This is a genomic window from Streptomyces syringium (assembly GCF_017876625.1).
GTDB lineage: Bacteria > Actinomycetota > Actinomycetes > Streptomycetales > Streptomycetaceae > Streptomyces > Streptomyces syringius.
Genome location: NZ_JAGIOH010000001.1, coordinates 1,781,843 through 1,801,277, shown reverse-complemented (window position 1 = coordinate 1,801,277; position 19,435 = coordinate 1,781,843). Strand labels below are relative to the sequence as shown.

The 19,435-nt window shown below is 74.1% G+C and carries 15 protein-coding genes; 11 read left to right on the top strand and 4 right to left on the bottom strand.

Annotated elements, in window-relative coordinates; translation table 11 throughout:
* The first annotated feature begins 70 nt into the window (after positions 1–70).
* From JO379_RS07925 to JO379_RS07915, 3 genes are all read left to right on the top strand, one after another.
* Positions 71–1,123 (top strand): FecCD family ABC transporter permease, encoded by a 1,053-nt coding sequence (locus JO379_RS07925; protein ID WP_209514432.1) that lies wholly within the window; start codon positions 71–73, stop codon positions 1,121–1,123.
* Entirely contained in the window at positions 1,120–2,154 is a 1,035-nt protein-coding gene (locus JO379_RS07920) for a FecCD family ABC transporter permease (RefSeq protein ID WP_130877052.1), read from the top strand. The genes JO379_RS07925 and JO379_RS07920 overlap by 4 nt, the downstream gene beginning before the upstream one ends.
* 86 nt (positions 2,155–2,240) lie before the next feature.
* On the top strand, positions 2,241–3,083 hold the full coding sequence (locus JO379_RS07915; RefSeq protein ID WP_242625965.1) for an ABC transporter ATP-binding protein: 843 nt from the start codon (positions 2,241–2,243) through the stop codon (positions 3,081–3,083).
* On the opposite strand, the gene JO379_RS07910 is transcribed toward JO379_RS07915, so the two are convergent.
* Positions 3,031–3,378: a sterol-binding protein gene (locus JO379_RS07910; RefSeq protein ID WP_130877050.1), complete on the bottom strand. Its 348-nt coding sequence runs from the start codon at positions 3,376–3,378 to the stop codon at positions 3,031–3,033. The genes JO379_RS07915 and JO379_RS07910 overlap by 53 nt on opposite strands.
* Positions 3,379–3,446: 68 nt before the next feature.
* Here JO379_RS07910 and JO379_RS07905 point away from each other — a divergent pair, with 68 nt between their 5' ends.
* From JO379_RS07905 to JO379_RS07895, 3 genes are read left to right on the top strand one after another with little or no spacing between them, the layout of a single operon-like run.
* On the top strand, positions 3,447–3,761 hold the full coding sequence (locus tag JO379_RS07905) for a hypothetical protein (protein ID WP_242625964.1): 315 nt from the start codon (positions 3,447–3,449) through the stop codon (positions 3,759–3,761).
* Positions 3,762–3,774: 13 nt separating this feature from the next.
* Entirely contained in the window at positions 3,775–4,590 is an 816-nt protein-coding gene (locus JO379_RS07900) for a TlyA family RNA methyltransferase (RefSeq protein WP_130877100.1), read from the top strand.
* Positions 4,587–5,549: an NAD kinase gene (locus JO379_RS07895; RefSeq protein WP_130877049.1), complete on the top strand. Its 963-nt coding sequence runs from the start codon at positions 4,587–4,589 to the stop codon at positions 5,547–5,549. The genes JO379_RS07900 and JO379_RS07895 overlap by 4 nt, the downstream gene beginning before the upstream one ends.
* An 82-nt stretch (positions 5,550–5,631) precedes the next feature.
* Here JO379_RS07895 and JO379_RS07890 read toward each other — a convergent pair whose 3' ends face one another.
* The gene (locus tag JO379_RS07890) at positions 5,632–7,062 is read right to left on the bottom strand and encodes a S41 family peptidase (protein ID WP_209514431.1); all 1,431 of its coding nucleotides are present in this window, start codon (positions 7,060–7,062) and stop codon (positions 5,632–5,634) included.
* A 163-nt stretch (positions 7,063–7,225) separates the two neighbouring features.
* Between JO379_RS07890 and recN the strand changes: the two genes are divergently transcribed.
* Together recN and JO379_RS07880 are read left to right on the top strand one after the other, a co-directional pair.
* Positions 7,226–8,980, top strand: a complete 1,755-nt coding sequence (gene recN, locus JO379_RS07885; protein ID WP_209514430.1) for a DNA repair protein RecN — start codon at positions 7,226–7,228, stop codon at positions 8,978–8,980.
* Positions 8,981–9,248: 268 nt separating this feature from the next.
* Positions 9,249–10,382, top strand: coding sequence for a glycosyltransferase family 4 protein (locus tag JO379_RS07880; protein ID WP_209514429.1), 1,134 nt, complete (start codon positions 9,249–9,251; stop codon positions 10,380–10,382).
* 59 nt (positions 10,383–10,441) lie between these two features.
* Here the strand turns inward: JO379_RS07880 and JO379_RS07875 are convergent, their stop codons facing one another.
* Both JO379_RS07875 and JO379_RS07870 read right to left on the bottom strand, forming a co-directional pair.
* On the bottom strand, positions 10,442–12,085 hold the full coding sequence (locus JO379_RS07875; protein WP_209514428.1) for a PucR family transcriptional regulator: 1,644 nt from the start codon (positions 12,083–12,085) through the stop codon (positions 10,442–10,444).
* A 121-nt stretch (positions 12,086–12,206) separates the two neighbouring features.
* Positions 12,207–14,009, bottom strand: a complete 1,803-nt coding sequence (locus JO379_RS07870; RefSeq protein ID WP_207303859.1) for a glycoside hydrolase family 15 protein — start codon at positions 14,007–14,009, stop codon at positions 12,207–12,209.
* 501 nt (positions 14,010–14,510) lie between these two features.
* On the opposite strand from JO379_RS07870, the gene pyrG reads away from it, so the two are divergent.
* From pyrG to JO379_RS07855, 3 genes are all read left to right on the top strand, one after another.
* On the top strand, positions 14,511–16,175 hold the full coding sequence (gene pyrG / locus JO379_RS07865) for a CTP synthase (protein ID WP_245381410.1): 1,665 nt from the start codon (positions 14,511–14,513) through the stop codon (positions 16,173–16,175).
* A gap of 94 nt (positions 16,176–16,269) precedes the next feature.
* Positions 16,270–16,896, top strand: coding sequence for an NUDIX domain-containing protein (locus tag JO379_RS07860; RefSeq protein ID WP_130877044.1), 627 nt, complete (start codon positions 16,270–16,272; stop codon positions 16,894–16,896).
* Between the two features lie 188 nt (positions 16,897–17,084).
* Positions 17,085–19,421: a tetratricopeptide repeat protein gene (locus JO379_RS07855; RefSeq protein WP_372449057.1), complete on the top strand. Its 2,337-nt coding sequence runs from the start codon at positions 17,085–17,087 to the stop codon at positions 19,419–19,421.
* Positions 19,422–19,435 lie beyond the last annotated feature (14 nt).

The following is a 19,435-nucleotide window of genomic DNA, read 5'->3' as shown; positions in this document are numbered from 1 at the left end:
CTTCTCTCGGGGTTGCGTTCGAACGAACCACGTTCGATGGGGTGGCGTCAGGGTAGGCTAACCTAACCACGTGTTGGTCGAGAGTCCCCCCCAAACCTCAGCGGAACCGCCGAAATCGGCGGCGTCCCGCGGCCGGAGCACGACACGTGCCGCCGGGCTGCTCGCCGCGGTCGCGCTGCTCGCGCTGGTCGTCGTCGCGAGCATCGCCGTCGGCGCCAAGCCCATCCCCCTCGACCAGGTCTGGCACGGGCTCTTCCACGCCACGGGCAGCGACACCGACGTGGTCGTGCGGGACGTACGCGTGCCCCGCACCCTGCTCGGACTGCTCGTCGGCGCGGGACTCGGACTCGCCGGCGTGGTGATGCAGGCGCTCACCCGCAACCCGCTCGCCGACCCCGGACTGCTCGGCGTCAACGCCGGAGCCTCGGCCGCGGTCGTCTCCTCCGTCACCTTCTTCGGCGTCACCTCGATCCGCGGATACGTGTGGTTCGCCTTCCTCGGCGCCGCCGTCGTCGCGGTCGTGGTCTACGCGCTCGGCGGCACCCGGGGCGCGACCCCCGTACGGCTCGCGCTCGCGGGCACCGCGGTGACGTACGCGCTCTACGGGTACGTCAACTCCGTCCAGCTCCTCGACTCCGCCGCGCTCGACAAGATGCGCTTCTGGACGGCCGGTTCGCTCGCCGTCGCCGACATGGACATCGTGCGGCAGATCGCGCCGTTCATCGCGGCCGGTGTGCTGATCGCCCTCGCGCTCGCCCGCCCCCTGAACGCGGTCGCGCTGGGCGACGACACCGCGCGGGCGCTCGGCGCCCGGCTCACCCGGACCCGCGTCCTCGCGATGGCCGCCGTCACGCTGCTGTGCGGCGCGGCCACCGCCGCCTGCGGCCCCATCGTCTTCATCGGCCTGATGGTCCCGCACATCGTCCGCAGCATCACCGGCCCGGACCTGCGCTGGGTCATGCCGTACGCGGCCGTGCTGTCGCCCGTGCTGCTGCTCGGCGCGGACGTGATCGGCCGCATCGTCGCCCGGCCCGGCGAACTCCAGGCCGGCATCGTCACCGCGCTCATCGGCGGGCCCGTCTTCATCCATCTCGTACGTCGCCGGAGGATGGCCCAGCTGTGACCGCCAAAACGATCCGCACCCGTGGCGGGCTGTCCCTGCGCGTGGCTCCCCGGTCGGCGCTCGTCGTGGCCGGGCTCCTGGCCCTCGCGCTCACCGCCTCGGTCGTCCTCATCGGCACCGGCGACTTCCCCATGACGCCCGCCGAGGTCCTGACGACCCTGACCGGTGGCGGCACCCCTGCCCAGGAGTTCATCGTGCAGGACCTGCGGCTGCCGCGCGTCCTGGTCGGGCTGCTCGTCGGGGCGGCCCTCGGGCTCGCCGGCGCGGTCTTCCAGTCCGTCTCCCGCAACCCGCTGGGCAGCCCCGACGTGATCGGTTTCGGCCAGGGTTCGGCGGCAGGCGCCCTCACCGTCATCGTCCTCTTCCACGGCGACACGTTCGCCGTGGCGGGCGGCGCCGTCGTCGGCGGCGTGCTCACCGGCCTCGCCGTCTATCTGCTCTCGTGGCAGAAGGGCATCCACGGCTACCGCCTCGTCCTCGTCGGCATCGGCGCGACCGCCGTGCTCACCGCCGCCCGGGACTACCTCATGACCAAGGCCGACATCGTCGACGCCACCCGGTCGATGGTGTGGATGGTCGGCTCGCTCAACGGCCGCGACTGGGCCCAGGTGTGGCCGCTGCTCGTCGTGTGCGGAGTGGTCTTCCCCGTAGTTTTCGGCCAGGGACGGTCGCTGCGGATGCTGGAGATGGGCGACGACGCCGCGTACGCGCTCGGTGTACGGGTCGAGCGGTGCCGGCTCGTGCTGGTGGTGGCCGCCGTGCTGCTGACCGCCGTCGCGACCGCCGCCGCCGGGCCCGTCGCCTTCGTCGCGCTGGCCGCGCCGCAGCTCGCCCGGCGCCTCACCCGCGCCCCCGGCCCCAACCTGGCCGCCGCCACCTGCATGGGCGCGGCCCTGCTGGTCGGCGCCGACTGGGCGTCCCAGCGGGTCTTCGGGGCGGACCAACTGCCCGTCGGTGCCGTGACCGGCATGCTCGGCGGCTGCTATCTGCTGTGGCTGCTGATCACCGAGCGCAGGGCGGGCCGGATATGAGCGGGCCGGACATGAGCGGACCGCCCACCGACCGCCGGCCGGCTGCCGATCAGCCGCACAGCGCCCAGGATTCCAGGAGAGACCCCATGAGCCGACTGGCGGCCGAATCCGTCACCCTCGCCTACGACCGGCGGGTCATCGCCGAGGACCTCACGGTCGCGGTGCCCGACCACTCCTTCACGGTCATCGTCGGCCCCAACGCCTGCGGCAAGTCCACGCTGCTGCGCGCCCTGTCGCGGATGCTCAAGCCGACCGCCGGAGCCGTCCTCCTGGACGGCTCCGCCATCGACTCCTACCCCGCCAAGCAGGTGGCCCGCACCCTCGGGCTGCTGCCGCAGTCCTCGGTCGCCCCCGACGGGATCACCGTCGGCGACCTCGTCGCCCGCGGCCGCCACCCCCACCAGGGACTCCTGCGGCAGTGGTCGCGGGAGGACGAGCGGATCGTGGCCGAGTCCATGGCGGCGACCGGCGTCGAAGCGCTCGCCGACCGGTACGTCGACGAACTCTCCGGCGGACAGCGCCAGCGGGTCTGGATCGCGATGGCCCTCGCCCAGCAGACCCCGCTGCTGCTCCTCGACGAGCCGACCACCTACCTCGACATCCAGCACCAGATCGAGGTCCTCGACCTCTGCGCGGAACTGCACGAGGAGCAGGGCCGCACCCTGGTCGCCGTGCTGCACGACCTCAACCACGCCGCGCGCTACGCCACGCACCTGATCGCGATGCGCGACGGGCGGGTCGTCGCCGAGGGGGCACCGGCGGACGTGGTGACGGCCGAGCTGGTGGAACGAGTGTTCGGGCTGCGGTGTCAGGTCATCGAGGACCCGGAGACCGGGACGCCCCTGGTCGTACCGGCCGCCCGGCGGTCCCGGACCGCTACAGCAGCGACCGCAGGCGCAGCACGTCCCGCAGGCTCGCCTGCACCCTGACCCGGCCGGCGGCCCAGGCCTTCGCGAACTTCAGCCTGCCGTCCACCAGCGCCACCAGATCGTCACCGGACATCGTCAGGGCGATCTCCGCCCGTCGCTCGGGGGTGCCCGGCAGGGTCCGCACGTCCTGGATGTGGCCGCCCGCGAGATGACCCACGAAGGTGACGTCGAGGTCGGTGATGTGGCAGCTGAGCGAGCGGTCGGGCGCGGCGGCGTCGCGGAGGTCACCGCTCGCCCCCGCGAGGTTCTCCGCCAGCCGGTCGAGTGCGCTGCGGCACTCCTCGATGGTCGCCATCGGTAGGGACGGTACCCCAGCGGACCGCGTACGCCGCTCAGGCACCGTTTGGAGGTAGCGTCGGAGCCATGACCGATCCGATGACCGGTGCGCGGGAGCTGCCGGTGCCCGCGCCGGAGAGCCCCGCCCCGGACGCCGGTGCCGACGCCGGCCGGCCGCTGCCGCTGGGCGTCGACCGCACCCCCACCGGCGACGCCGCCGTGGACGCCCAGCTGGCCAGGCTGGCCGATGCCGACCACCTCGCGGCGAGCGGTCACCTGGAGGTGTACGAGGATGTACACCGGGGCCTGCGCGACGCGCTCACCGCGCTCGACCGGCGCCCCGGCCCGTCCGCACCGTCCGTGCCCATCGGGTCCCCCGCTTCGTACGACAACAGGAGCTGAACCACTCGTGGCAGTGACCCGCCCGCGCCGCAGCCGACTCGACGCCGAGCTGGTGCGCCGGAAACTCGCCCGCTCCCGCGAGCACGCGAGCCAGCTGATCGCGGCGGGCCGGGTGACCGTCGGCGGCACGACCGCGACCAAGGCCGCCACCCAGGTGGAGATCAGCGCCGCCGTCGTCGTCACCCAGGACGAGAACGACCCGGACTACGTCTCCCGCGGCGGCCACAAGCTCGCGGGCGCCTTCGCCGCGTTCGTTCCGCTCGGGCTGAAGGTCGAGGGCCGCCGCGCCCTCGACGCCGGCGCCTCCACGGGCGGCTTCACGGACGTCCTGCTGCGCGCGGGCGCGGCCCACGTCGTCGCCGTGGACGTGGGCTACGGACAGCTCGCCTGGTCGCTCCAGAGCGACGAGCGGGTCACCGTGAAGGACCGTACGAACGTCCGCGAGCTGACGCTGGAGCAGATCGACGACGAACCCGTCGACCTGATCGTGGGCGATCTGTCCTTCATCCCGCTCGGCCTGGTGCTGCCCGCCCTCGTGCGCTGTGCCGCGCCCGACGCCGACCTGGTGCTGATGGTGAAGCCGCAGTTCGAGGTGGGCAAGGAGCGGCTCGGTACCGGTGGCGTGGTGCGCAGCACCCAGCTGCGGGCCGAGGCGGTCCGCGCGGTCGCCGCCCGGGCGGCGGGGCTCGGGCTCGGTGTGCTGGGTGTGACGGCGAGCCCGCTGCCCGGACCCTCCGGCAACGTCGAGTACTTTCTGTGGCTGCGCGCCGGAGCGCCCGAACTGGACCCGGCGGACGTTGACCGTGCAGTGGCGGAGGGGCCCCGTTGACCACTTCAGAAGCAGCATCAGCAGCATCGCAGGAGCAGAACCCGGCAGGGGAGGAGGCCGGCGGACGCACGGTCTTCCTCCTTGCCCACACCGGCCGCCCGGCGGCCATCCGCAGCGCCGAGCTGGTCGTCCAAGGGCTGCTGCGCTGCGGAATCGGCGTGCGGGTGCTCGCCGAGGAGGCCGCCGACCTGCCGCTGCCGCCCTCGGCCGAGCTGGTGGAGGCCGGCCCGGGCAAGCCGGACGTCCTGGAGGGGTGCGAGCTCCTGGTGGTGCTCGGCGGGGACGGCACGCTGCTGCGGGGCGCCGAGTTCGCCCGGCGCTCCGGGGTGCCGATGCTGGGCGTGAACCTCGGCCGGGTCGGCTTCCTCGCCGAGGCCGAGCGGGACGACCTCGACAAGGTCGTGGACCGGGTCGTGACGCGGGCCTACGAGGTCGAGGAGCGGATGACCCTCGACGTCCTGGTGCGCAACGACGGGCATGTGGTGCACACCGACTGGGCGCTGAACGAGGCGTCGGTGGAGAAGGCCGCGCGGGAGCGGCTGCTGGAGGTCGTCACCGAGGTCGACGGCAGGCCGGTCTCGCGGTTCGGCGGCGACGGCGTCGTCTGCGCCACCCCGACCGGCTCCACCGCCTACGCCTTCTCGGCGGGCGGCCCGGTGGTCTGGCCGGAGGTCGAGGCGCTGCTGATGGTGCCCATCAGCGCGCACGCGCTCTTCGCCAAGCCCCTGGTCACCGCGCCGGACTCGGTGCTCGCGGTGGAGGTGCAGCCGCAGACGCCCAACGGTGTTCTGTGGTGCGACGGCAGACGGACCGTCGAACTTCCGGCGGGCGCGCGGGTGGAGGTACGGCGGGGCGCGGTGCCGGTGCGTCTCGCGCGCCTGCACCACGCGTCGTTCACGGACCGGCTGGTCGCGAAGTTCGCCCTGCCCGTCGCCGGGTGGCGGGGCGCGCCGCATTAGCCGTCCGGCGGGGGTCGTGTGCACCACCGCTGCGCGGCGGTGTCCGCAGGGCGCCCGCCGCCGCGGGCGGCAAGGATGACGGCTAGGACAGTCGCCTGCGGGCCTCGGCGAGAGCCGAGTCGCGGCCTTCCGTCAGCTCCTTCTCCGTGAAGACGTCCGTGCGGACGTGCGGCGGTATGCCCGCGCCGTCGTACGTCGTCCGGCCGTCCTTCGCGCTCAGGAACTCCTCGTTCGGGAGCCAGAACTTCCAGCCGTTGGGCAGCGTGCGCTCCAGCTTGTCGGAGAACAGCCCCTGGGTGTTCTCACCGATCAGCGTGGGCTTCGGCCCACGGCCCAGCAGGGCCTGGGTGAGGGTCTCGCCCGCGCTCATCGTCAGCCGCCCGGTGAGGACGGCCAGGGGCCCGGTGTAGACCGGTCCCCGGTGCGGGCGGAGGAGGACCGGCTCGGCGGGCGTGAACTCACGGGGGTCGCGGGCGTCGTTCCGCGCGTGCTTGAGATAGGCCGGGTAGGGCCGGTCGGTCAGCCGCTCGGCCACGTCCAGGGCGAGACGGTCGGAGCCGCCGCCGTTGAGCCGCAGATCGAGGATCAGGCCGCGCAGGGCCTTCGGGCCGCGCGTCCGGGCGGCGGTGAAGACCTCGTCGAGGGCCTTGCCCAGCACGGCCTTGTCGGCCTCGTAGCCGTCGCCCTGCCCGTAGTTCTGGAAACCGGTGATGCGCAGGAAGCCGATCCGGTCGGCGCCCTCGGAGTAGGTGATCTGCCCGTTGGCCCGGGAGACCCGGAGGTCCCCGACGGGGCCCGCGAGGACCGCCTGGTCGATGCGCTTGCGCGCCTTCTCGTCGGGCAGGACGGTGTCCTCGCGGATCCCGGAGAAGTACTCCTCGGGCCGGGTGAGGTCGACCAGTCCGGTGTGCCCGTCGTGCAGCGGCCGGATCATCTCCACCAGGACCGCGTACAGCTCGGCCGGCTTCGTCGTGCGGGTGATCCGGGGCCGGAAGCGGTCCCGCACGGCGTTCCAGTCGACGTTCCGGGCGGCGAAGAAGGGGTAGTTCTCGGCGTAGGTCTGCCAGTAGACGTCGAAGACGTCCCGCGGGTCCGCCGCGGTCCCCGGGGCGGGAGGGGTCTTTCCCTGGCAGTTCGCGGGCAGCGCCGCCGTGCGGCGCAGCGTGCGGTGGCCCACATTGTCGGCGAAGGCGAACTCCGCCCGGTCCGGACCCGTGGCGTTCACCGTGAGCACGTCGCCGTCCTGCCGGAAGGGTCCCGTGGCGGTCGGCCGGGTGGCGGTCAGCTCGCCGGGAACGCAGCTGACGGCCGTGGTCTCGTACGTTCGCAGCAGCCGCCCGCCGTTCTCGACGGAGACGACCGTGCCGTAGCCGTCCATGCGCCACGTGCCCTCCAGCCCCGCCGGGCGGGGGCTGTGGGCCACCGCGTCCCCGGTGCCGACGGCGGTGGTCAGGGCGACCGCGGCGGCGAGCAGGAGCGCGGTGGTGCGGGGAGTACGGGATCGAACGGTCATGCGGACCTCATGAGGTGTGGTGTCGGACCGGCGGGAACTGCTACGACAAGCCTTGCCGAAAGGGGGGATCCGGGGCCATGGAGTGATCACCCGGACCGGTGGTGGGGGTAGCCACAGGGCGGTCCGTGGGGGTGGCCGTCGCGAGGCGCCCTCAGAACCTCGTATGGTCGTATCCGTGTTGGAGGAGATGCGGATCCGGTCCTTGGGCGTCATTGATGACGCGGTGGTCGAGCTGTCACCCGGTTTCACCGCGGTGACCGGCGAGACCGGCGCGGGCAAGACCATGGTCGTCACCAGCCTCGGTCTGCTGCTCGGCGGGCGCGCCGACCCCGCCCTGGTGCGGGTGGGGGCCAAGGCCGCCGTGGTCGAGGGGAGGATCACCGTCGACCACACCTCGCCCGCGGCCCTGCGGGCCGAGGAGGCCGGCGCCGAACTCGACGACGGCACGCTGCTCATCAGCCGCACCCTCTCCGCCGAGGGACGCTCGCGCGCCCACCTCGGCGGCCGGAGCGTGCCCGTGGGGCTGCTGGCCGAGCTGGCGGACGACCTCGTCGCCGTGCACGGCCAGACCGACCAGCAGGGGCTGCTGCGCCCGGCCCGGCAGCGGCAGGCACTCGACCGGTACGCGGGCGACGCGGTGTCCGTGCCGCTCGCCAAGTACGGCGGCGCCTACCGCAGGCTGCGGGCCGTCGTCGCCGAGCTGGAGGAGCTGACCACGCGCGCCCGCGAGCGCGCCCAGGAGGCCGATCTGCTGCGCTTCGGCCTGGACGAGATCGCCGCCACCGCGCCCCTGCCGGGGGAGGACGCCGAACTCGCCGCCGAGGCCGAGCGGCTCGGCCACGCCGAGGCCCTCGCCTCCGCGGCCACCGCCGCGCACGCCGCCCTCGCCGGGAACCCCGAGGACCCCGAGGCGTTCGACGCCACCAGCCTCGTCGCGGGCGCGCACCGCACCCTGGAGTCCGTGCGCTCCCACGACCCCGCCCTCGCCTCGCTCGCCGAGCGGCTCGGGGAGCTCGGCATCCTGCTCGCGGACGTCGCCGGGGAGCTCGCCGGCTACGCCTCCGACCTCGACGCCGACCCCCGCCGGCTCGCGGCGGTGGAGGAGCGGCGCGCCGCCCTGACCCATCTGACCCGCAAGTACGGGGCGGACATCGCCGCCGTGCTGGCCTGGGCCGAGGAGAGCGCGGCCCGGCTCGGCGAACTGGAGGGCGACGACGACCGCATCGGTGAACTCACCACCGAGCGGGACGCGCTCCGCGCCGAGCTGGGCGAGCTGGCACAGGCACTGACCGACGCCCGGACGGAGGCGGCGAAGCGATTCGCCGACGCGGTCACCGCCGAACTCGCCTCGCTCGCCATGCCGCACGCACGCGTCACCTTCTCCGTCCGGCAGACCGAGGTGGACCGGCCGGAGACCGGCATCGAGGTCGCCGGCCGGGCCGTCGCGTACGGCCCGCACGGCGCCGACGACGTCGAGCTGCTGCTGGCCCCGCACCCCGGCGCCCAGCCCCGGCCCATCGCGAAGGGGGCGTCCGGGGGTGAGCTGTCCCGCGTCATGCTCGCCGTCGAGGTGGTCTTCGCGGGCTCCGACCCCGTGCCGACGTACCTCTTCGACGAGGTCGACGCCGGTGTCGGCGGAAAGGCCGCCGTCGAGGTCGGGCGCCGGCTGGCCAAGCTGGCCCGGACCGCGCAGGTCGTGGTCGTCACCCACCTCCCGCAGGTCGCGGCCTTCGCCGACCGCCATTTGGTGGTGGAGAAGACCCATGAGGGCTCGGTGACCCGAAGCGGCGTGCAGGCCATGGAGGGCGAGGACCGGGTGCGCGAACTCTCCCGCATGCTGGCGGGCCAGGAGGACTCCCAGCTGGCCCGCGCCCACGCCGAGGAACTCCTGGCGGCGGCGCGCGACACGGGGCGCTGAGCGGGCCTCTGACTGGCACTGACCGGGCTGTGACCGGGCCGGCGGCGGGCGGGTGGCGTCCGCTCGTGGGCGATGGTCCGGCCTGGTCTTGGTTACGGACGCCCTGGTCACTCATGTGAGTGAATCCGTGGATGCGTGGGCGAGGTAAGGCCGACAAATCACGCAATGCTGGTGCAGGGAGGGCGTAGGGGGCTGGCATCCTGGGCTCAGCACCGTGTCGTACGACTCTGCCCGACTCCGCCGACGTCGAATCAGGAGCTCCGCCCGCGTGAGCAGTACACCCGGCCCGTCGCACACGCGGCCGTCCCTGCACGCCGTACAGGTCCTGGGCAGCGGGAGCGCGGGCAGCGGCGCGCACGTGCGGTCGCTCGCGGCCGGGCTCGTGGCGCGCGGACTGCGGGTGACGGTGTGCGCCCCGCGCGGGACGGGGGAGGGGTACGCCTTCGCGGGCTCGGGCGCCTCGTTCGCCCCGCTGCCGACGTGCGCGGACGCGTCGGCGGTCGCCGGCATCCGGGCCGCCAGCCTCAGTGCCGACGTCGTGCACGCGCACGGACTGCGCTCGGGGGTGCTGGCGGCGCTGGCGCTGCGCGGCCGGCCCACCCCACTGGTCGTCACCTGGCACACGAAGGTGCGCGCGCAGGGCGCGCGGGCCCACGTCGTGCGGCTGATGGAGCGGCGCGCGGCCCGGGCGGCGGCCGTCCTGCTCGGCGCCTCCTCGGACCTCGTGGACCGGGCCCGGCGGCGCGGCGCGCGCGACGCCCGGCTGGCGCCGGTGGCGGTGCCCGCGCCGCGCCCCGCACCGCCGGAGGACGACCACCTGCGGCACAAGGCGCGCGCCGAACTCGGCGCGGTGGCCCGGCCCTTGCTGGTCGCCGTCGGCCGTCTGGAGCCGGGCCGGGGCTACGGCCCGCTCCTCGACGCCGCCCGGGCCTGGCGCGAGCTGGACCCCGAGCCGCTGCTGATCGTGGCGGGCGAGGGCCCCGAGCGGCCGTGGCTGCAGCACCGGATCGAGACCGAGGCCCTCCCGATCCGCCTGGTCGGCCGCCGCGACGACGTCCCCGAGCTGCTGGCGGCGGCCGACGTGGCGATCCTGCCGAGCCGTTGGGAGGCCCGCTCGCTCCTCGCCCAGGAGGCGCTCCACGCGGGCGTCCCGCTGGTCGCGACCTCGGTCGGCGGCGTCCCCGACCTGGTCGGCGACGCCGCCGAGCTCGTCCCCTACGGCGACCCGGACGCCCTGGCCACCGCCGTCACCCGCCTCCTCGACGACCCCGACCGCCGCACCGAACTCATCGCCGCGGGCCATGCCCAGGCGGCGAGCTGGCCCTCGGAGGACGACACGGTGGCCCACGTCCTGAGCATCTACGACGAGCTGAGCCAGCGGGGTGTCCGACGGCGGGCTTGAAAGAACAAGCCCGTCCGGCGATCGAGGACCGGGGCCCGGGGCGGAGCCCCGGTTACGGGTCACGTCACATGCCGCCGCGCCTGCAGGGCCAGGCTCAGGGCCAGGGACGTCTGCGGGTCCTCCAGGTCCGTGCCCAGCAGGCGGGCGATGCGGGCCAGCCGGTCGTAGAGGGTCTGGCGGTTGAGGTGGAGTTCGCGTGCGGTCTCCGCCTTGCGGCCCGCGTGGGCGAGGTAGGTCTCCAGCGTCGGCAGCAGCGGCGGGCGGGCGGCGCGGTCGTGCGCGAGGAGCGGGCCGATGACCCGCTCGACGAACGCCGACAGATCGCCGTGCGAGCGCAGCCGCCACAGCAGCAGGTCGACGTCCAGCCGCCGCACATCGTGCCAGGGCCGGTCCGGCAGTCCCTGCGCCGCCGTCGCCGCGTCCGCCGCGTGCCGCAGGGCCGCACCCGCCGTGGCCCAGCCGACCGCCGCGCCGACCACCACGACCGGCGGCCGGGAACCCGCCCGCTCCGGCCACGCCCGCTCCACCCCCGCCCGCAGCGCCGCCGCCACCCGCTCGGCGACCGCCACCCGGTCCGTCTCCTCGCGCAGCCCGACCAGCAGCGGCATCCGGCCCTCCGGCAGCCGCACGCCCAGCAGCACCGGCGCGCCCACCGCCGTCAGCTCCTCGCGCACCGCACGGGCCAGTGCCGCCCAGCTGTCCGCCGGCGCCGGACCCGCGTGCCGGGGCTGCGGCCGCAGCACCACCGGCAGCAGCGGCCCCGGGCCGGGCCTGAAGCCCAGCACCCGGGCCTGTGCGGGCGCGTCCGCCGGGTCCAGCCGCTCCTCGGCGAGGTCGGTCAGGAAGTCGCCGCGGCCCCGCGCCGCCAGCTCCTCCTCCTGGCGCTCCTGGAGCAGGACGACCGCCAGCAGCCCCGCCGTGCGGTCCGCGGCGATGCGGTGCACCGGCGCGAGCGGCGCGTTCACCGGCAGGACCGCCAGCCGCGCCCGAACCGCGTCGGGCCCCGGGCCGCTGCTGCCCGGGATGTCGGCGACCACGCTGCCCGCGAGGCCCCCGCCCGGGGCGGCCCCCGCCCGCAGCCCCTCCCAGACCTGGAGCGGATCGGCGGCGCCCGGCTGGGGCTCGGGCCCCGTCGCGTACAGCAGCCGGCCGTCCGGCGTCTCCAGGAAGACCGGGTTGCCCGCGAAGCCCGCGAACAGCCGGAGGATCTCGGGCACCCCGCCCCCGTCCAGCAGCACCCGCGTGCACTGCCGGTGCACCTCCTCGGCGCGGCGCAGCAGGGCGTAGTGCTCATTGACCAGCTCGGTGTGGATCTCCTCGGTCACCGCCACGAACGGCACCTCCCGGTGCAGCTGGACGAGCGGCAGACCGTAGGAGCGGGCCGTGTCGACCACCGCGGCGGGCAGCGTCGCGAAGCGCGCGCCCAGCTCCACCACCAGGGCCGCGATGTCCCGCTCCACCAGGCCGCGGACGAAGGCGCGCTGCTCGGCGGGGCGGGTGCCCACGCCCAGGCCGGTGGTCAGCAGCAGCTCGCCGCCCTTGAGCAGTGCGGCGATGTTCGGCGCCTCCCCGGCGTGCACCCAGCGCACCGGCCGGTCCAGCCGGTCGGCGGCGGCCACGACCTCGGGCAGCCCCCGGCGCAGCGCGGGCAGTTCGAGAGCCCGCGCCACGGTGATCGTCCCTTGCGGGCCTCGCGGTTCCATTCCCCGATCCTCGCAGGGAACCGCCCGTGGCCAGGACGGAAGGCGGCCGCGTCACCCCTCCCGGGGCGCCCCGGCCACGGCGGGCCGGAGCGCCGCCGCGACCGTACGCGTCCCGCCCGGCTCAGCCCCCGAACGCGCTCGACGCCGTCAGCCGCAGCGCCGTGTCGATCAGCGGCACGTGGCTGAAGGCCTGCGGGAAGTTGCCCACCTGCCGCTGCAGGCGCGGGTCCCATTCCTCCGCGAGCAGCCCCAGGTCGTTGCGGAGCGCCAGCAGCCGCTCGAAGAGCTGCCGGGCCTCGTCCACCCGGCCGATCATCGCGAGGTCGTCCGCGAGCCAGAAGGAGCAGGCCAGGAAGGCGCCCTCGTCACCCTCCAGACCGTCCACGCCCGCGTCCTCGCCGGCGGTGGGGTAGCGCAGGACGAAACCGTCCGGCGTCGACAGCTCGCGCTGGATGGCCTCGATGGTGCCGATGACGCGCTTGTCGTCGGGCGGCAGGAAACCCATCTGCGGGATCAGCAGCAGCGAGGCGTCCAGCTCCTTGGAGCCGTACGACTGGGTGAAGGTGTTGCGCTCCTTGTCGTACCCCTTCTCGCAGACGTCCCGGTGGATGTCGTCGCGCAGCTCGCGCCAGCGCTCCAGCGGGCCGTCCACGTCCCCGGACTCCAGGAGCTTGATGGTGCGGTCCACCGCGACCCAGGCCATCACCTTGGAGTGCACGAAGTGGCGGCGGGGGCCGCGCACCTCCCAGATGCCCTCGTCCGGCTCGTTCCAGTGATCCTCGAGATAGCCGATGAGGCGCAGCTGGAGGAGCGAGGCGTAGTCGTTGCGGGCGAGCCCGGTCATGTGCGCGAGGTGCAGCGCCTCGGTGACCTCGCCGTAGACGTCCAGCTGGAGCTGGCCCGCCGCGCCGTTGCCGATCCGGACCGGGCTGGAGTTCTCGTAGCCCGGCAGCCATGGCAGCTCGGCCTCGCCCAGCTCGCGCTCGCCCGCGATGCCGTACATGATCTGGAGGTTCTCCGGGTCGCCGGCGACCGCGCGCAGCAGCCACTCGCGCCAGGCCCGCGCCTCTTCGCGGTAGCCGGTGCGCAGCAGCGAGGAGAGGGTGATCGCGGCGTCCCGCAGCCAGGTGAAGCGGTAGTCCCAGTTCCGGCAGCCGCCGATGTCCTCGGGCAGCGAGGTGGTGGGCGCGGCGACGATGCCGCCCGTCGGGGCGTAGGTGAGCGCCTTGAGGGTGATCAGCGAGCGGACGACGGCGTCCCGGTAGGGGCCGTGGTACGTACAGTGCTCGACCCACTCCCGCCAGAACTCCTCCGTCGCCTCCAGCGACCCCTCCGGGTCGGGCAGCGCCGGTGCCTCGCGGTGCGAGGGCTGCCAGCTGATGGTGAAGGCGACCCGCTCGCCGGGGGAGACGGTGAAGTCGGAGTAGGTGGTGAGGTCCTTGCCGAAGGTCTCGGCCGAGGTGTCCAGCCACACCGAGTCGGGGCCCGCGACGGCCACCGTGCGGTCGCCGACCTTGTGGACCCACGGCACGACCCGGCCGTAGGAGAACCGCATCCGCAGCGAGGAGCGCATCGGCACCCGGCCGCTGACGCCTTCCACGATCCGGATCAGCTGGGGCGCGCCGTCACGCGGCGGCATGAAGTCGATCACCCGCACGGTGCCGCGCGGGGTGTCCCATTCGGATTCGAGCACGAGGGAGTCCCCCCGGTACCGGCGCCGGTCCGCGTGCGGTGGCGCCGCCCCCGAGGGGTGTGCGGGACCGATGCGCCAGAAGCCGTGCTCCTCGGTGCCCAGCAGCCCGGCGAACGTCGCGTGGGAATCAAAGCGGGGGAGGCACAGCCAGTCGGCCGTACCGTCCCGGCAGACAAGGGCGGCGGTCTGCATATCGCCGATGAGTGCGTAATCCTCGATACGCCCGGCCACGTCATCTCCAGTCGAACGGCCACGTGACCCCGAAGGGTCCTCTTGCGGTCAAGCGATCTTTGACGAGCTCTTGTTCCGGGGAGGGGCAGGGATGGTGCCGTGCCGGCCGGCTCGCTGCATGTGTCCGTGCAGGATACGACGCCCAGTTGGTGTGACGCGCGACAGTTGGTGGAGGAAACTGTGCCGAATGGGTGGCCCGTGAGGCCGCGTCGGACAGGCCGGCGGAGGTGTCCGGGAGGGCCCGGGAAGACGGCGGCCAGGTGCCGGTGAGGGGCCGGCGAGGTGCCGCCCGGGGGACACGAAGGAGGCACCCGCGAAGCCCGCGAGGGACCGTCGGGGGGCCGCCACGGCGCCGCCGGACGCGCCCGGGCCCGGGCGCTGATACCCTGGTACCCCGTGGACCGGTGGGCGCAAGACCCCCCAACCGCAGCGACGGCACCCCCGAAGAAATCCGGGTGATCGCCGATACGCACCTCACCTCGCGACCACGGGAGCCCCCCTTTGGCCATTGCCGCAAAGCCCACGACGACCAAGCACCTCTTCGTCACCGGGGGTGTCGCTTCCTCGCTCGGCAAGGGGCTGACCGCCTCCAGCCTGGGTGCGCTGCTCAAGGCGCGGGGTCTGCGGGTCACGATGCAGAAGCTCGACCCGTACCTGAACGTCGACCCCGGCACGATGAACCCGTTCCAGCACGGTGAGGTGTTCGTCACCAACGACGGCGCCGAGACCGACCTCGACATCGGCCACTACGAGCGCTTCCTCGACGTCGACCTCGACGGCTCCGCCAACGTCACCACCGGCCAGGTCTACTCCACCGTGATCGCCAAGGAGCGGCGCGGCGAGTACCTGGGCGACACCGTGCAGGTCATCCCGCACATCACCAACGAGATCAAGCACCGCATCCGCCGCATGGCGACCGACGACGTCGACGTCGTGATCACCGAGGTCGGCGGCACCGTCGGCGACATCGAGTCGCTGCCGTTCCTGGAGACGGTCCGCCAGGTCCGCCACGAGGTCGGCCGCGACAACGTCTTCGTCGTGCACATCTCGCTCCTGCCCTACATCGGCCCCTCGGGCGAGCTCAAGACCAAGCCGACCCAGCACTCGGTCGCCGCCCTGCGCAACATCGGCATCCAGCCCGACGCGATCGTGCTGCGCGCCGACCGCGAGGTGCCGACCGCGATCAAGCGCAAGATCTCGCTGATGTGCGACGTCGACGAGGACGCGGTGGTGGCCGCGATCGACGCCCCGTCGATCTACGACATCCCCAAGGTGCTGCACACCGAGGGCCTGGACGCCTACGTCGTGCGCAAGCTCGACCTGCCGTTCCGCGACGTGAACTGGACCCAGTGGGAGGACCTGCTGGACCGCGTCCACAACCCCGACCACGAGGTCACCGTCGCGCTCGTCGGCAAGTACATCGACCTGCCCGACGCCTACCTCTCGGTCACCGAGGCCATCCGCGCCGGCGGCTTCGCCAACCGCGCCAAGGTCAAGGTCAAGTGGGTCGCCTCGGACGACTGCAAGACGCCCGCGGGCGCCAAGAAGCAGCTCGCCGACGTCGACGCGATCTGCATCCCGGGCGGCTTCGGCGACCGCGGTGTGAACGGCAAGGTCGGCGCGATCACCTACGCCCGCGAGAACAAGGTCCCGCTGCTGGGCCTGTGCCTGGGTCTGCAGTGCGTCGTCATCGAGGCCGCGCGCAACCTCGCCGGCATCGAGGGCGCGAACTCCACCGAGTTCGACCCCGCCACCGCCAACCCGGTCATCTCCACCATGGCCGAGCAGATGGACATCGTCGCCGGTGAGGGCGACATGGGCGGCACCATGCGACTCGGCATGTACCCGGCGAAGCTCGCCGAGGGCTCCATCGTCCGTGAGGTCTACGACAACGAGCCGTACATCGAGGAGCGCCACCGTCACCGCTACGAGGTGAACAACTCCTACCGCGCCGAGCTGGAGAAGAAGGCCGGTCTGGTCTTCTCGGGCACCTCCCCGGACAACAAGCTCGTCGAGTACGTCGAGTACCCGCGTGAGACGCACCCCTACCTGGTCGCCACCCAGGCGCACCCGGAGCTGCGCTCCCGCCCGACCCGCCCGCACCCGCTCTTCGCGGGCCTGGTCAAGGCGGCCGTCGCCCGCCGGCAGTCCGCCCAGCAGGGCTGACCGCGGGCCGACCGGCAGTCGGCCTATACGGTTACCGGGGTGAGGATCTTCCAGGAGACCCTCACCCCGGTTTCTGTTTTTCGGAAGGACGCACATGGGCATCAAGGACAACGCCGAGGAGTGGCGGGTCACCGAGACGAAGACGCCGTTCGTCGGCAACAAGACCAGCGTGGTCACGGACGCGGTGGTGATGCCGGACGGCTCCACCGTCACGCGCGACTACCAGGTGCACCCCGGATCGGTCGCCGTCCTCGCCCTCGACGAGCAGGACCGGGTGCTGGTCCTCAAGCAGTACCGCCACCCGGTGCGCCAGCGGCTGTGGGAGATCCCGGCCGGACTGCTCGACATCCCCGGCGAGAACCCGCTGCGCGCGGCCCAGCGCGAGCTGTACGAGGAGGCGCACGTCAAGGCCGAGGACTGGCGGGTCCTCACCGACGTCTACACCACGCCGGGCGGCTGCGACGAGGCCGTACGGGTCTTCCTGGCCCGCGATCTGTCCGACGTGGAGGGCGAGCGGTTCGAGGTCTCCGAGGAGGAGGCCGACATGGAGCTGGCCCGGGTCCCGCTGGACGAGCTGGTGCGCGGCGTCCTCGCGGGTGACCTGCACAACAACTGCCTGGTCGTGGGCGTCCTCTCGCTCGCCGCGGCGCGGGCCGCGGGTGCCCTCGACGACCTCCGCCCGGCACAGGCGCCGTGGCCTGCCCGCCCGTTCGAGGTGTGACGACCGCGGGGGTCGCCCGCCCGCCACTCGAAGAGGATTCGGTCGGACGATCAGGCCAACCGAATAGGTGATCTTCGGTGAGGCGAATCGGGCTTCCCCCGAGGTGTGCTGGGCGGTGAACTAGGCTCGACGCGTTCCCGCCGCGGCCGCGACGGGCTCGTGCGTGCAGGTGGACGGGAGTGGGCCCCGTGGCGGAGCAGGCGGTGGAGACCGGAGGACTGGCGGCGGCTCCGCCCGAGCGGCGGCTGTCCGCCATGGGTACCGGGGTGAGAGACCGTCAGGTCCGCGGTACGGCGGGCCGGTTCGTCGGCCGGGGCCGTGAGCTCAAGGCGCTGCGCGCCGACATCGTCCGTGCCGGGCTCGACACGCTCTCCGGCCGCAAGACCCCGCGCAGCCGGGTGCTGCTCATCGCCGGACGGCCCGGCTCCGGACGCACGGCGCTGGCCGAGGAGCTGGTGAGACGGCTGGCCGGGGAGTACCCGGACGGGGTGGTGCGCGCCCGTCTCACGGGGGTCGACGGCGAGCCCGTCCCCACCGAGCGGACCGCCCGCGCCCTGCTCACCGCGCTCGGCGCGCCCGTACCGGCCGGCGCCGGGGAGGACGAGCTGACCGAGGCGCTGCGCGGCGCGCTCGACGGCCGCCGGGTGGTGCTGCTCTACGACGACGCGGCGGGCGCCGAGCAGGTGGACCCGCTGCTGCCGGACGAATCGGCGTGCCTGGTCGTCGCTGTCTCCCGGGGCCCGCTGACGGGCGTCCCCGATGTGCGGCCCTGCACCCTCGGCGGCCTCGACGTGGCCGCCGCCGTCGATCTCCTGGAGGGGTACGCGGGCCCCACCCGGATCACCTGCGACCCGGTGGCCGCGGCCTGTGTCGTGGAGGAGTGCGGCGGTCAGCCCGCGGCGCTGGTCCTCGTCGGCGGCTGGCTCGCGGCCCGGCCCAAGATGTCGGTCGTCGACGTGGCCAAGCGGCTGCGGGAACTGGCGCCCGCCGAGGGCCACGAAGGGGTCGGCGGCCGGCCCCTGGGGCGGGCCTTCCGGCTGGCCTACGAATCGCTGCCGCAAACCCCCGCCCGGCTCCTGCGGCTGCTCGCCCTGGCCCCCGCCGGGCTCGTCGACGCCCACACCACCTCCGCACTGGCGGGCTGTTCGGTCTCCGCCGCGCAGGCCGCGCTGGAGGAATTCACCGCCCAGGGCTTCCTGCGCGCCGAACCCGCCGAGGCACCGGCCGGCTCCGCCGGGGCACCGGCCGGGGCCGGCGCCCGGTCCTGCGAGCCCCCGGCACCGCAGTACCGGGTGCCCGGCTGCCTCGCCCCGATGCTGCGTGCCGCGCTGTACGAGCGGGAGCGCCCCGCCGAGGTGGAGCTGGCGCGGGCGCGGATGCTGGAGCGGACCGTACGCCAGCTGCACTCCTGCCGGGCCATCACCGAAACGGGGGACCTCGCCACCCGGAAGAGGATCGCCGAACTGCCGCGCCCGCTGCGCTTTCCCACTCGGCAGGCCGCCGAGGAGTGGCTGCTGGCGCGGCTGCCGGCGCTGCTGGCCGCGGCCCGGCTCGCGGTCGAGGACGGCCGGCTCGACACGCTCGCCCGGCGGCTGGTCTCCGCGCTGACCCGGGCGCTGACGGCCCATCTGGGAGCCGAGCGGGCGGCGCCGGAGCTGTACGGACTGCACCAACTGGTCCTCGACGTCGCGCAGCGCTGCGAGATGCCCCTGGAGAAGGGCGCGGCGCTGCTGAACCTCGGTGACCTCGACGCCCGGGCCGGCCGTACGACGGAGGCGCTGGACCGCTACCGGGAGGCGCTGCGGGCGGCGCGCGAGTCGGGCGACCCGTACGCCACCAGCCGGTCGCTGGAATCCATCGCCGCCGCGCACCAGGAGCTCGGCGACTGGCAGCGCGCCGCCGACTGGTACCGGCGCGGACTGGAGCTGCGGCTGACGCGGGGTGAACTCGCCGACGAGGCACGGCTCTACGGGCGGCTCGGCGCGGTGTACACCTACGCGGGCGAGTGGGGCGACGCGCTGCGCAGCTGGCGCGCGGCGGCGGCGGCGTGCCGCAGGCTGCGGGACCTGCCCGGCCACGCGCGGGCCCTGAGCGAGGCCGCCCGGGTGCAGGAGTACGCGGGCCGGCCGCAGGAGGCGCTGCGCACCTGTCTGGAGGCGGTGGAGTGCGCGCGGCAGGCGGGTGACATACGGCTGCAGGCGGCGGTCCGGCTGCGCCTGGCGGACACCCTGGAGCGCCTGGGCGACCGCCCGGCCGCCGATCTGCACCGTGCCGAGGCCGAGCGGCTGCTGGAGGCGGCTCCCGCCGGCTCCGGCGCCGCCGGGCCGGAAGCGGCCGGTGACCCGCCGCCCGGCGCGGCCGGGGCCCCGATAGCCGGGGGCGGTGGGATCGCCGGCCTCGCCGGGACCACGGATTCGAAGGCGGCCCGGAACCGGAGCCAGGACCGGACCCAGAACCGGAGCCAGGACCGGGCCCAGCACGGCAAGGGCCAGCAGGCCCCGAAGGGCAGCCTACGAAATCAGTAGTGGTTCGCGAAAAG